This window comes from Desulfobacterales bacterium, from assembly GCA_028704555.1.
Classification (GTDB): domain Bacteria; phylum Desulfobacterota; class Desulfobacteria; order Desulfobacterales; family JAQWFD01; genus JAQWFD01.
The window spans coordinates 68,282-81,395 of record JAQWFD010000007.1 but is presented as its reverse complement, the minus strand read 5'-3'; the positions used below and the strand labels follow the sequence as shown (position 1 = coordinate 81,395).

The window sequence follows — 13,114 nt, the reverse complement described above, 5'->3', positions numbered from 1 at the left end:
CCCCATGCGTATCGTTATATTGCATCAAGCCGTGACAGAACACAGCAGCCTGGATGAGCGGGATGTCTTAATGCAGGTCGATGCGGTGTCAGAGGCCTTAAAATCCCTTGGCCATGAGCCGACAGCCATTGCCTGTGATTTGAACCTGTCCGCTTTGCGTAACACGCTCAAGGCAATGAAGCCTGACGCTGTCTTTAATCTGGTAGAATCTCTGGACGGCAGCGGCCGGTTTCTTCATCTGGCGCCCTGCTTGATGGAGGCCATGAACACGGCCTTCACCGGCTGCCCGGCGACCGCCCTGCTGACAACCTCTCATAAAACCATGGCAAAATCGGTCATGGCCCACGCCGGCCTGCCGACTCCGGCGTGGATCGGACCCTGTCCTCAGGACAGCAGCAGTCATATGAAATTGGAACCGCAGGATTCACCCGGTCAATGGATCATCAAATCACTTTGGGAACACGCCTCCGCAGGACTGGACGAAACGTCCATCGTCACCGGAAGGCCATGCGAAGTCAGATCCCTTGTCTGCGAGCGCGCCCCCTGCCTCGGTGGTTCGGCTTTTGCCGAAGCCTATATCGATGGCCGGGAGTTTAATCTGTCGCTTTTACAGGACGGCGAATCGGCTGTGGTGCTTCCGCCGGCAGAAATCCTGTTCGAGGGGTACGCTGAAGAAAAACCCAGAATTGTCGATTACCGGGCCAAATGGGAGGAGGATTCCTTTGAATATAATCACACACCCCGACGGTTTGATTTTCCAACCGAAGATACCGCTTTGCTGGAAACACTCCGCAACCTTGCGATACGCTGCTGGCATGAATTTCACCTCAGCGGATATGCCCGGGTGGATTTTCGCATAGATGCTCAGGGCCAGCCCTGGATTCTGGAAGTCAACACCAACCCCTGTATCTCTCCGGACGCTGGTTTTGCCGCCGCCCTTAACCGGGCGGGCATTTCATTTGAATCAGCCGTGGAACGGATATTGGCAGCCGCTTTTCCAACGGATTCCGGACCGGAGTGTAAAGATCGGCTGCCGGCTGCCGGCAAAACTGCAGAACTGCCCCTGGATCAGATTCTGTTCGAATACGAACCGGGAATCGAAGATATCAAACAGGTCCGCCAGCTGGTGAGCAGCACGGATTTTTTCTATCCGGCGGAAGTGGATGTGGCCGTCGAACTGATTCAGGAACGACTGGATAAAGGCGATAAAAGCGGATATTATTTTGTCATGGCCCGATACCGGGGGCAGCTGATCGGCTACGGGTCCTATGGGCCTATCGCCTGTACGGTGTCCAGCTATGATCTGTACTGGATGGCGGTCAACCCGAAGTTTCAGGGGCTTGGATTAGGCCGGCGGATTTTAACCGAAATGGAAAACCGCATCCGTCTGTCCGGGGGCACCCGTATCTATATAGAAACTTCCAACCGGCAGCAATATGAAAGTACCAGAGCCTTTTATGAACGCTGCGGGTACCGGACTGAATCCATTATTGAGGACTTTTATGCGCCCGGCGACGGGAGAGCAATCTACGGTAAGGTTCTTCCGCATGAACCCCAGCGCGCTACGCCGGGTTCTGATCTTTAATGCCTTCCCGGATCAGGTTGAAGCGCCCGGTTTCAAGATCCAGGTCATAGATATTAAAATTGGTACCTGAATCGATGCCGTCATGGTGCACGGCAAAATTGACGGCACAGGAGCCGTCTTTCAGACTTTCAATCCGGTGAAAAACCCCCCGGGGCCAGACCAGCATGGCCGGTCCGTCGTAGACAATTTCGCCGTTTTTTTCAATCCGGTTCGGCGTGATTTCGAAAGATTCCTTCCGGCCATGCTTTTTCGTATAAATATCAATTCGCCTTGTGCCATGGAGAACGACCAGATTATCATCCTGATGCGGATGCATGTACCAGGGGCGGGCCACATCCCCCACCGGTCCCGGAGAGGTGGCACTGCTCTCATGGATTACCCGGTCGATGGCATCTATTCTGGACATGGCCCGGGTGGGGACATTATCAAACATAACCCCCGGGGTACGACGAAACGCATTCAACAGAACAATCCGGTAAAGACCGGGAACGTCATCAAAAATCACTGCCTCATTTAACATGGCTTTTGATCTCCATCGCATTTAAATTTACAGAGATTTCACGGTGACCGGGCATCGGATTTTTTTGCTATTTTGCGGCATATATGATGGCTCTCATAAATACCGGCAGATCATCCGGGGTCCGGCTGGTTATGAGGGTACCGTCAACCACGACCTCCTCGTCCACCCAGTTGGCACCGGCATGAATCAGGTCATCCCTGATCGAATAAAACGAGGTGACGGTCCGCCCGCCGACGATTTCTGCGGAGGCCAGCATCCAGCCGGCATGGCAGATCGCGGCCACAATCTTTCTGGCGGAATGAAAATCCTTTACCAGCTTTACCATCGCCGGATACCGCCGCATGATATCCGGAGCATATCCGCCGGGGATTATCATTCCGTCATAATCTTGCGTTGATATATATTCCGCCTTGAAATCCACTTTTGCCTGAGTACCGGATTTGCCCGTGTACTCAACCGCACTGCCGGAGCCCACCACCACCACATGGCAGCCGGCTTCCTTCAACCGGTAATACGGGTACCAGAATTCCAGATCATTGAACATCTGTTCGACAAGAATAATCATTTTTTTGCCTTTAAGTATCATGTCCCCTCCTTACACGGTTATGGAATCAATCATTGGGTTTTTACGGAAGTTGCCGTACGGCTTCGACACTCAGTGTAACCCGGACAGTATCGTCTATCCCGTCCATCATATACTTCATACCAAAATCACTGCGCCTGATCTTGAATGTGGTTTCAAAGCCGGTTCGATATCCGCCCCACGGGTCATTACCTGAGCCGGTATGTTCCACGATAACGATTATCGGTCGGCTGACCCCGTGAAATGTCAAATTTCCCCGGACCTCATAGGTATTTTTTCCCAAAAGTTTAAACCCATTACCGTTAAACGAAAGTACCGGGAATTTTTCAGCATCGAAAAAATCGGGACTTTTGAGGTGACTGTCCCGCTCCGGATTGAATGTATTGATATGACCTGTTTGAACGGAAATAGAGACAGAGTTGTTTTCCGGATTTTCCGGATCAATGGTTACGGTTCCCTCCGGATCATTGAACCTTCCGTAAAAAAACGCAATCCCCAGATGCTTGATCCGAAATACCAGCGATGAATGAACCGGATCAACCGCATAAGTTTCACAGGATGCACCATAGCAGATTGAAGCGACAAGCACTGAGAAGCTGACCGTGAGCAGCACTGTCCCTTTGCCGATACGACGCGGCAGGTTCATGATATTGTCCATCATCTTTTCCTTTTTTGAATGGATCAGTGCCATGGCCGGCGGACTGAGGGGAAAACGCTATCGCTGGAGGGACACTTCGTTTGAGGCAGAAGACAAAAAAACGAGAGGCATTTATTCTATGACGTCCTCAAGGGAGCAAAGCTTCCACCACTCAGTCTGCATCCTGCTGATAAAATTAATAATAATCCGTGTAATCTGTGGGAAAAAACATTATCCGAAAATTACACATATTTTCGCAGATTAAAGAAAATTCAAGGGCTCGATCATAACTGCGGCCATCCCCCCGTATCGTGCTGGAGAAGCCGGGAACAGGCAGAACGGTCCTCACGACGTTATGGCCGCAGTTATGATCAAGCCCAAAATTCAGAAGGGATTATGCCAGAAATTCCATCCGGTCCGATCCGTACCGCCCTCAACCAACGCACCCCGGTAACTGAACGTGACGGATGTCGTGCCCGGCGGAAGGCTGTAGTGGCGGTTGAATTTCATCTGCTGTATCGGGGCATAATACTCGGAACTGACCAGACGGATGCTTTTCTGAACCCTGCCCTCCGGATCCAGAAAATGAACGGAAAGAAAAAAGTTCTCGACAGCATGGAACGTATACTGATAGCGTTCCGCAAGATCAGCTGCGCCGGATATCCCGATCCGGCCGTTCTCCATTATATACGTGTACGTCAGGGTCAAATCCGCGGTCGTCCATTGCTGAGGTCCAGAGCTGCCCGGCTTCAGTTCAATTCGCTGATCCAAAGGCACCGTTCTGCCCTGGTAGGAAAAAAAGCTGCCCCCGCAACCGGCAGCCAGGCATATCAACCCCACCGCAAGCCAAATCCGGATTCCGGAAAATTTTCCTCTGATAATCGCCATGTATCCGTCTCCTTTTCGATGATGCAAATGACATTTTATATCCACGGCCGGCTCATGATGTGCTGGGATTCCGGCCGAGGGTCACTGAACCGGGCACAGTTGATGGGGAAAAACGGGATAGGGCTCTTTTTTATAATCATTATAAATTGAAAAAGTTGAACATCTCAATATATTTTTTTGCGGGGCACACGAAATAACCGGGTTATATCACACCGATGTCTGAAATATTCACCCACCCGATTTTTTCTTCGGAAAAACGGATCAGATAATGCTGTTCCATTTGTTTGTCAATTCGTACCCGTGTGCCGGAATGAAGCACGAACAATTCGGTCGAATCCGCTGACAGGCCGGACCGGACCGATACTTCGTCAGCCAGAATAACCGCATGCCTGACATTTGCGGACTCATAAAACTGATAGAGTGCCGTCAGGGTAAATATCACGGCAACGATCAGCACGACAGCCGCCGGAAATTTAAACGATCGCTTACGGACCAGCAGCTGAAGAATCATCAACACCCAGAAAACGAGATTCAACACGACGGCGATCCATTGAATGGCGGTCCGGCTCAACAGATTCTTCCAGAAAAACGCCACCCTCAGCAATGGATTTTCCTTCTCTTCGGCCTGATCCCTGACCAGCGAGCGGGCATAGTCCAGATTGAATTTAAGATCCGGCTCATCCGGCATGAACCGTAATGCCCGTTCAAACCATAACACGGCATGTCCGGTATCACCGTTTTTCAGATACGCATTTGCCAGGTTATAGAAAAGTTTTCCGTTTTGGACGCCGGAGTCGACAATTTGTGAAAAATCCTCGATCGCTTCAGAATAGTTTTTTGCATCATAGGCCCTGATTCCGTCGATAAACGCCTGAGGCAGGTCACCTGCAAACGTTACGGCACAGGACAGCACCAGCACTCCCGTCACTATCAATGTAACAAACCGTTTTTTCATAATCAGCACAGACTCCTGACCACCTGTCCGCATTCATCCAAAAGTTTTTTCCTGACCGCATCCGCCAGTTCCACGCCGCCATATCTTGCCGACTCGATATTTTTCAATAGCGTCGATGCCCGCGCGGCCTGTTCATGATCGCATCCGCCGGAGACGAGAATCTGTTCGGCTTCCAGATACGTCAGCGACTCCCCTTTGGTTCCGCTGATTGAAAACACAGCCGATACAAGCGCCTTGTAAAGGCAGGATAAAAACTGTTCCCGATCGGTCATGGAACAGGACGCCTGCTTCAGCATCTGCACGGCACGCCCTGCCATCAGCCGTTTCGGATCATCGGTTTTGTGAGTTACGGCAGATCCAATTTTTACCCCGATAAAGCAGATGAACGGAATCAAAAGATACAGCATGAATCGAACCATGGATAGCGAACTGACAGAGTCCAGCGCATCAAGGCCGGTTTTCAGCGGAAGGATGTCTCTGCCGGTAAATTCCACTTTATTCTGCTTCAATGGTGAAAGCGGCTGCAACGCGGGCGGCTCAGACACGATCAACGCCTCTTTGCCGGCAGATGGACTGGCCTTGATCGTCATCGGATCTGAAGAGAGAATTTTATAAGTCTGATCGTCGATGTCAAAATAACTCACCTGAACGGGTCCCAGGGTATACGTACCATCTTTGACGGCGACCAGGGCCTTTCGGAATATTTTTTTCCCGGAATATCCGGTACTGCTGAACGTAATCTGCTCTTCCGGGCTGTCGCTGTAAACCTTGAACGCATCGGAGACGACAATTTGAGGCTCTCCGGCATCAATAATATTACCGGTCCCTTCGATGGTCAGGGCCAGCGTGGTCGAATCTCCGACAGCAATCTCCGGATTTTCCAGTTCGGCCTGCATGGAAAATTTCCCTACCAGACCGGAAAAAGGGATGCCGGTGTCATTATGCGGCAGTGGTTTTACGGTCACAGTCAGCGGCTCCGCGCTGAATGATCCGGGCTCGAGCTGTCCTCCGCCAAAAAACGGATCATTGAATATCGAATTTCTGCCGCTGGTACGACGGATCACATCGCAGGCCAGAACAGACGGCTCGATGGTCAGCTCGCCGGACCTGATCGGTATCAGCACAAAATTGACTTCCGTCACATTATATTCCCTGCCTGAAATACGGGTGGAAAAGGAACGGGCTGGCTCGACCTCCTTTGCATTGAATCCGGAAAACGCGGGTTTTTCAAGACGGGCATTGGAAATGGACACCGCATAAAAGAGCCTGAATATATAGGTAACCTGCTGGCCCTCATATGGGGCGGGATTTGAGATTTCCGCCGTGACAAATACATCCCGGTTCCCTGCCCCGGCAGCCCCGGCCGTTTTTGTCACCTGAACCGTCATCGGCCGGGTTTTATCGACAATCAGGCCCCCGGAACTCACCGGCAGGGCGGGGATGGTCAGCTGACCGATCCTGGCCGGAACCAGTCTGAAGTTATAAGTAAGTTCTTTACGGACATGATTATTGAGAATCTGAATGCGGGTGCTGGTGCCCTGAGACACAACCCGAAAATCTTTGATAGGAGACGTATCCACGATCCCTTCACCCCCGCTCAACGTAACGGTCAGCTCAACAGATTCATTCACCGTGATCTTCGTCCGGTTCACATCGGCCTGAATATCCAGCCCCAACGCCATCGCCGGCACCATCAGTACCCATAGCATCAATATAAATTTTACCACATGTTTTATCATATCGTTTCCAAAACAATGAAAAAGAAGCGCCCTGCGGACGGATTGAGGAGCGCTATCGCTTGAGGAGCACTTCGTTTGAGGCAAAAGATAAATGCTAAAAAGCAAAAAGGTCGGACACGGGGGGCCGCGCCATACGGCTGTTCTGATTAACTGCTCCCACTTCTAACACCTTCTCGTATCCCTTGACTCACGACTCACGACTCACGACTGTCCATCACCAGTCCTTTTCCACTTGGCGCTTCTGGTAAATCGGCACCATGGCTTTTCCCGGCATGTCCTTGAGCCGGTTGAGCAGGCGCTCAGCCTGCCCGTTTTCGTTCGGGTCTTCCTTTGCATCACGGGCTTGTGCCGCGGTGCCCTGGCCGGAAGACTGCTGCCGGTCGTCACCGGTTTTATCATCCGGCCTGCCGGCGGGACCGGCTTTGCTCTGAGGCTCGGGTTTCCGGTCATCATTCATGCGGCTGCCGTAATCCGGGACATCCTGCTCATTTTCATTCTGCTGCTGACCGGAGCCGGATGTATTTTTCTTATCTGATGAATTTTCCTTATCACCGGATGGCTGTCCTTCCTGCGGTTTATCCCCGGCGCCCCGATCCGGATTTTCGGAAGCATCACCCTCCTTTTTTTTCTGTTTGCTGCCATCATTCGATCCGGGTGGCGACTTCTGCTCTTTCTGCTGCTGCATGACTTTTTTGACAAATTGCATATTGGCACTGGCCTGTTCATCGTTCGGGTCCAGTTTCAGCGCCTGTTCATAAGAGGATACGGCCTCCGGGTAGTTCCCGGTTCGATATTGCACATTTCCGAGATTATAATACGCCTTTTGCCGGATCTGAGGGTTTTCACTGCTCAGGGCCTGTTTGTAATTCTGCCCGGCCGATTCAAAGTCATCGATCCGGTAATAGGTATTGCCGATATTATAATAGAGCTCGGGACGGTCCGGGGCTTTGAGCTGGGCATCTATAAATTGTTTTAACGCGGTTTCGTATTCACCGGTTTCATAGGCTTTAACACCGTTTTGCAGACTCCGGTTCAGGCTCTGCGCTTCAGCGACAGGCCCATTGAGCAAGACCATACCCATGACAACTATCGCCACCCCGGCGCGGACTGAGGGAAGAAACAGCTCTATGATAAATGCGATGATCGCCAGGGCCAGGGGCCACTGGTAACGGTCTTCCCAGACTTGTTTTCTTCCGCCCGATACCGTGGAGGCTTCCATTTTTCCCCGAATTTCCCTGGAATAAATTACATCCAGATCCATATCGCCGGCAACCGAGCGGACATAGGCTCCTCCGGTCAGAACAGATAGGGTTTGCAGCGTCTTTTCATCCAGCCGCGTCAATACGATGCTGCCCGATGCATCTTTTTTGAACCCGCCTTTCGGGTCCGGCACCGGAACGCCTTCGGGTTTGCCCACTCCGACACAAAACAGCTTCACGCCGGCTTTTTTCAACCGCTGCGCGGTCTCTTCAGGGTTTTCCCCAGTGCTTTCACCATCGGTAATCAGGAGGATCGCCTTTTCCGAGCGATCCTGTGTATTAAAGGCCGCGCTGGCCGTATCAAGCGCCGCCGGCAGATCCGTTCCCCCGATCGGCAGAAAATCCGGCGTCAGGGTATTTAAAAACAGGTTGAACGCTTCGTAATCGAGCGTAAGGGGACACTGGAGAAATGCGGTGCCGGCAAACGCGACCAGCCCCACACGGTCTCCCCTGAGCATGTTGAGAAGATCAAACACCTCGCGCTTGGCCCGGTCCAGACGGGTGGGCTTGATGTCATCGGCCAGCATGCTTCGGGAGCAGTCCAGCGCGATAATGATATCGATCCCCTTGCGTTCGATCTCCTGCCATTTATAGCCGTATTGGGGACCTGACAGGGCAACGGACGCAAACATCACCACGCAGAGCATCAGAAACGTTTTAACCCATCGCCGTTTTCCGGCGGCATCCGGAACAATGCAGCTTAACCCCTTTAATGATGAAAATTTCGATAACACAGCCCTGCGTTTTCTCATGCCCAGGATACAGACCAGCAGCAGCACCGGCACCACCCATATCAGAAACAGCATCTCGATTCTTACAAATTTCATGGTATCCTCAAAAATCGCGTATGGGTCAGCACCATCCGGAGCATGAGCAGGCAGACGCCCGTGAGCAGAAACCAGAAGTAAAGCTCCCGGTATTCTGCAAAGGTTTTGACCGTTACCTCGGTTTTTTCCAACTGGTCAATCGTATCATAAATCTGCTCAAGCCCTTCGGTATTTTCAGCCCGGAAATACAGGCCATCGGTTTTCGATGCGATATCTTTCAATGTATCTTCATCAATATCGACCTGCTGATACACGTAGCGCTCGCCAAAGACGGGATGATTGATCAGAAAAGGAGCCCTTCCCCGGCTGCCGACGCCGATGGTATACACTTTAACCGATTTTTGAACGGCAATTTCAGCGGCCGTCTGCGGAGACAGCTCCCCGGTATTGCTCTGTCCGTCGGTCAGGAGAATAATGACATTGGATTTGCCCGGGATATCCTCCAGACGCTTGAGGGAGATCCCAAGGGCATCCCCGATAGCGGTGGCCTTGCCTGCCGCACCGATCTTCAACCGTTCCAGAATCGATACGATGGTGGTGTAATCGCGGGTCAGGGGCAGTTGCGTATAGGCATTGGACCCGAATACAACCATGCCGATACGGTCACCGTTTCGCTTGCCGACAAAGTCCTCCACAACCCCTTTGACCGCTTCCAGGCGGTTGACGATCTCCCCTTTTCGCTTAAAATCCAGCGCTGCCATGCTCTCGGAAAGGTCGACCGCCAGTATGATATTAATCCCCTCGGTTTTCACGCTGAGCTGCCGGGTCCCCCACTGGGGCCTGGCAATCGCCACAATCATCAGCACCAGGGCGGCATATTTCAAAAATGGCACGATCCATTGGAACTTCAGCACGCCAGAAGGCCGGATTTCCTTTGCCTGCAAAAGACTTGAAATCCGCATCCGTGGATGCCCCGGCCGCTTCCGGCGCACATACAGCGATACCGGAATGGCCAGAAGGCACAGGAAAAAATAGGGTGAAGCAAATTGGAACATGGTTATCTGTTATTGGTTAAGGGTTAAGGGTTGGCCACTGTCCTCTAAGTCCGCGGGGGCTGTCGCTTTCACAAAGTTTTTTACAAATTCAAGATGCGCTGCCATCAAGAGCCGATCCGGTGTAAAACCGGCAAACTTTACGGGGTCACTCGCGTTGAAAAATTCCTTCACCCCGCGCTGCAGGTCCGTGTCAAGACGCAACTGAACGATGCAGGGAATGAGTTCTTCTGTCGTCATTTCAACCGCATCGATATCAAATCTTTTATCAATATAGCCCCTCAGTATCATGGACAGCTGAAAATAAAACTGCCGTCCGTCCGTATTCATCAGATCAGCGGCCTGATCCAGCAGCTGAAACGCTTCCTCCTTCGGGCAAAGGTGTGCGACAACATCCTGAACCGGCTTCCGGCGCCATTTATTCCAGAAAATCAACACGGCTGAGATCAGGGCAAGGCCCGCAATCGCAAGGGCGGCATAAACCGTATATCGAATATAGTCCGAATTAAATCCAATTTTCTCTATCGGTTTTATATCATATATATCAGATGATTGTGCCTGATCTGTTAAAGCGTTGCTTTGAGATATGGCAGCCGGATCGATCGCCGGATCAACAGCGGGTTCCGCCGCGGCTGCAGCCAGGCTGCCAAGCATGACCATCAGGATCATTATCAGGGTTATGGGGTTCTTTGAGTTCATCGGGATCTTTGAGTTGTCTGGGTTGCTTTTTTATCATTTTCCCCTTGCCCGGAAATATCGGAGCAACGGGTCCACCACATGGTCCGAGGTGCTGATCTCCACGTAATCAATATCTGCCGATTTGAGCCTGTCCAGATTCGTTCGGTACGCGCAGATGGTCTGCTGCGCAAACAACTTGCGCGTGTTGGCATCGGAAGCATCCAGCATCGCCGTCCCTCCGGTTTCAAGATCCTCCACAGAAAGAATTCCGGCTTCGGGAAGCCTGAATTCACCGGGATCGGAAAGCACGATTCCGATGAGTTCATGTTTTTTGGACACAATTTTCAACTGGCGAATATATTCAGGGGACAGAAAATCGGATATCAGAAATGATACGGTTTTTTTGCGGCACACTCTGCCCAGATACCGGACCGCGCTCTGGATGTCGGTCTGCCGGTGTTGAGGCTCAAACGAAAAAATTTCCCTGATCACCCGCCAGACATGGGCCGAGCCTTTTTTCGGAGGGATATATTTTTCAACCCGGTCGGTAAATAAAACGGCGCCGACCTTATCATTATTCTTTATGGCATTAAAGGCCAGGACACCGGCAATTTCCGCAGCAGCTTCCCGTTTGATACTACCGGTGGTTCCAAAACTTCCGGATGCACTCATATCCACCAGAAGCATCACCACCAGTTCACGTTCCTCACGGTAGAGTTTGACATACGGGCGTCCCATCCGTGCAGAGACTTTCCAGTCGATGCTCTTGACATCATCGCCGGGGGAATATTCCCGCACTTCCTCAAATTCGATACCCGAGCCCCTGAACACCGAGCGGTATTGACCGGCCATCATGGTATTGACCATCCGGCCCGTTTTAATGTGCATTTTTTTAATTTTTTTTATAAATTCCGGATCAAGCATATTCAATTCCCGGGATCAGGGCACTTCAACAGAATCAAACACATGGCCGATAATCTGCTCCGTGGTAATATCTTCGGCCTCCGCCTCATAGGTCAGAATAATCCGATGCCGCAGGACATCCGGAGCCACGGTTTTTATATCCTGCGGCGTCACGTACGCCCTTCCCTGCAAAAACGCATAGGCCCGGGCAGCCAGGCTCAGAAAAATCGTCGCCCGGGGGGAAGCGCCGAACTGGATATATTCGGCGATATCAATGTTATAGTCTTTAGGATTCCGGGTGGCAAACACCAGATCCACGATATAGTCTTTGAGCTTTTCATCCATGTAGATTTCTTTGATCAGGGAAGCAATTTCGTTGACCTGTTCATGCGTGATCATCTGCCGGACTTCTGACGGGGCATCAAACCCGACCCGCTTCATGATCTCTTTTTCTTCGCTTTTATCCGGGTAATCGATCAGAATCTTGAGCATGAACCGGTCCACCTGTGCTTCGGGAAGCGGATAGGTACCTTCCTGCTCGATTGGATTCTGGGTGGCCAGAACGAGAAACGGATCCGGAAGCGGAAACGTATGGTCACCGATGGTCACCTGCCGCTCCTGCATGGCTTCCAGCAGTGCGGATTGTACTTTGGACGGGGCCCGGTTGATTTCGTCAGCAAGAATGATATTGTTGAACACCGGTCCTTTTTTGATGACAAAATCAGCGGTTTTGGGACGGAAAACCTCCGTTCCGATCAAATCGGCCGGAAGCAGATCCGGGGTAAACTGAATCCGCTTGAAACCGGCCTGGACCGTATTGGCCAGCGCCATTACCGCGCTGGTTTTGGCCAGACCCGGAACCCCCTCAATCAGCACATGCCCCTTGGTAAACAAGCCGATCAAAAGCCCGTCAATCAAGGCTGACTGCCCGACCAGCACCTTCCGGATTTCGCTTTTAATGCTGTTGACCAGCGCATGTTTTTCCTCAACCCGTCGGGTTAATTCTTCAACAATCACGTTTTTCTCCTTGATTTATAAATATGCAGCCATATCGTGACAAATCCGTCCGGCTCAAACACAGCCGATCATGATATTTCCTTCAGTTTTAAGTTGAAAAGCTTCGCCTCAGGCCGCCATGCGTCGTTACGCGGCGACCCGATTCTTGGGCTTGATCATAACTGCGGCCATATTTTGCTGTGCGTAGTCTCTGAGTCCCGCCCATTGCCGGCGTACGACATGGCACGATCCGGGGAAAAGATGTCGGAGCCATGAAGCGTTAAGAAGCGCAAACGGTTTGAGGCATCCCGAGTTTTTGCGTTTTAGCTTGATGGGCCCGGCATCCCCCGGATCGTGCTGGAAAAGCCGTCAACGGGCGGGACGGACCCCGTGACATTGTGTCCGCAGTTATGATCAAGCCCCGATTCTTCTTTTCCAACAGCCTGTTAAATGAAATATTTTAAGTAAAATATCCGGTTTGTCAAGTCATGGTTCACGGCTGTTGAACATCGGCTGAAAAACTGATACGGTGTTTAACAGCATACACCATCC

12 protein-coding genes are annotated in these 13,114 nt (G+C 51.6%); 1 reads left to right on the top strand and 11 read right to left on the bottom strand.

Translation table 11 applies throughout. The features are described 5' to 3' along the window. The first annotated feature begins 4 nt into the window (after positions 1-4). Positions 5-1,585, top strand: a complete 1,581-nt coding sequence (locus tag PHQ97_04525; GenBank protein MDD4392001.1) for a GNAT family N-acetyltransferase — start codon at positions 5-7, stop codon at positions 1,583-1,585. Here PHQ97_04525 and PHQ97_04520 read toward each other — a convergent pair. From PHQ97_04520 to PHQ97_04470, 11 genes are all read right to left on the bottom strand, one after another. Then, a complete protein-coding gene (locus PHQ97_04520) occupies positions 1,563-2,105 on the bottom strand; it encodes a hypothetical protein (GenBank protein MDD4392000.1) in 543 nt (180 codons plus the stop codon). The two genes, PHQ97_04525 and PHQ97_04520, sit on opposite strands and share 23 nt — an antisense overlap. A 67-nt stretch (positions 2,106-2,172) precedes the next feature. Then, on the bottom strand, positions 2,173-2,691 hold the full coding sequence (locus PHQ97_04515) for a type 1 glutamine amidotransferase (protein ID MDD4391999.1): 519 nt from the start codon (positions 2,689-2,691) through the stop codon (positions 2,173-2,175). Between the two features lie 40 nt (positions 2,692-2,731). After that, positions 2,732-3,349 (bottom strand): YceI family protein, encoded by a 618-nt coding sequence (locus PHQ97_04510; protein MDD4391998.1) that lies wholly within the window; start codon positions 3,347-3,349, stop codon positions 2,732-2,734. A 360-nt stretch (positions 3,350-3,709) separates the two neighbouring features. Next, the gene (locus tag PHQ97_04505) at positions 3,710-4,213 is read right to left on the bottom strand and encodes a hypothetical protein (protein ID MDD4391997.1); all 504 of its coding nucleotides are present in this window, start codon (positions 4,211-4,213) and stop codon (positions 3,710-3,712) included. A 202-nt stretch (positions 4,214-4,415) separates the two neighbouring features. Continuing rightward, positions 4,416-5,168 carry a tetratricopeptide repeat protein gene (locus tag PHQ97_04500; protein MDD4391996.1) on the bottom strand — a complete coding sequence of 251 codons (753 nt, stop codon included), beginning with the start codon at positions 5,166-5,168 and terminating at the stop codon, positions 4,416-4,418. A 2-nt stretch (positions 5,169-5,170) separates the two neighbouring features. Beyond that, the gene (locus tag PHQ97_04495; protein MDD4391995.1) at positions 5,171-6,907 is read right to left on the bottom strand and encodes a BatD family protein; all 1,737 of its coding nucleotides are present in this window, start codon (positions 6,905-6,907) and stop codon (positions 5,171-5,173) included. A 214-nt stretch (positions 6,908-7,121) separates the two neighbouring features. Next, complete coding sequence (locus PHQ97_04490) at positions 7,122-8,993, bottom strand: VWA domain-containing protein (protein ID MDD4391994.1); 1,872 nt, start codon at positions 8,991-8,993, stop codon at positions 7,122-7,124. Next, positions 8,990-9,988 (bottom strand): VWA domain-containing protein, encoded by a 999-nt coding sequence (locus tag PHQ97_04485; GenBank protein MDD4391993.1) that lies wholly within the window; start codon positions 9,986-9,988, stop codon positions 8,990-8,992. Before PHQ97_04485 ends, PHQ97_04490 begins: the two co-directional genes overlap by 4 nt. A gap of 9 nt (positions 9,989-9,997) precedes the next feature. Continuing rightward, positions 9,998-10,684, bottom strand: coding sequence for a hypothetical protein (locus tag PHQ97_04480; protein ID MDD4391992.1), 687 nt, complete (start codon positions 10,682-10,684; stop codon positions 9,998-10,000). 33 nt (positions 10,685-10,717) lie between these two features. Next, a complete protein-coding gene (locus tag PHQ97_04475) occupies positions 10,718-11,587 on the bottom strand; it encodes a DUF58 domain-containing protein (GenBank protein MDD4391991.1) in 870 nt (289 codons plus the stop codon). A gap of 15 nt (positions 11,588-11,602) precedes the next feature. After that, complete coding sequence (locus PHQ97_04470; GenBank protein MDD4391990.1) at positions 11,603-12,583, bottom strand: MoxR family ATPase; 981 nt, start codon at positions 12,581-12,583, stop codon at positions 11,603-11,605. Between the last annotated feature and the right edge of the window lie 531 nt (positions 12,584-13,114).

What these genes read in the sequence shown, in the direction of transcription:
- PHQ97_04525 (MDD4392001.1), top strand. Translation starts at nt 5, where the DNA reads ATGCGTATCGTTATATTGCATCAAGCCGTGACAGAACACAGCAGCCTG.
- PHQ97_04515 (MDD4391999.1), bottom strand. Translation starts at nt 2,691, where the DNA reads ATGATACTTAAAGGCAAAAAAATGATTATTCTTGTCGAACAGATGTTC.
- PHQ97_04485 (MDD4391993.1), bottom strand. Translation starts at nt 9,988, where the DNA reads ATGTTCCAATTTGCTTCACCCTATTTTTTCCTGTGCCTTCTGGCCATT.
- PHQ97_04510 (MDD4391998.1), bottom strand. Translation starts at nt 3,349, where the DNA reads ATGATGGACAATATCATGAACCTGCCGCGTCGTATCGGCAAAGGGACA.
- PHQ97_04495 (MDD4391995.1), bottom strand. Translation starts at nt 6,907, where the DNA reads ATGATAAAACATGTGGTAAAATTTATATTGATGCTATGGGTACTGATG.
- PHQ97_04475 (MDD4391991.1), bottom strand. Translation starts at nt 11,587, where the DNA reads ATGCTTGATCCGGAATTTATAAAAAAAATTAAAAAAATGCACATTAAA.
- PHQ97_04520 (MDD4392000.1), bottom strand. Translation starts at nt 2,105, where the DNA reads ATGTTAAATGAGGCAGTGATTTTTGATGACGTTCCCGGTCTTTACCGG.
- PHQ97_04505 (MDD4391997.1), bottom strand. Translation starts at nt 4,213, where the DNA reads ATGGCGATTATCAGAGGAAAATTTTCCGGAATCCGGATTTGGCTTGCG.
- PHQ97_04480 (MDD4391992.1), bottom strand. Translation starts at nt 10,684, where the DNA reads ATGAACTCAAAGAACCCCATAACCCTGATAATGATCCTGATGGTCATG.
- PHQ97_04500 (MDD4391996.1), bottom strand. Translation starts at nt 5,168, where the DNA reads ATGAAAAAACGGTTTGTTACATTGATAGTGACGGGAGTGCTGGTGCTG.
- PHQ97_04490 (MDD4391994.1), bottom strand. Translation starts at nt 8,993, where the DNA reads ATGAAATTTGTAAGAATCGAGATGCTGTTTCTGATATGGGTGGTGCCG.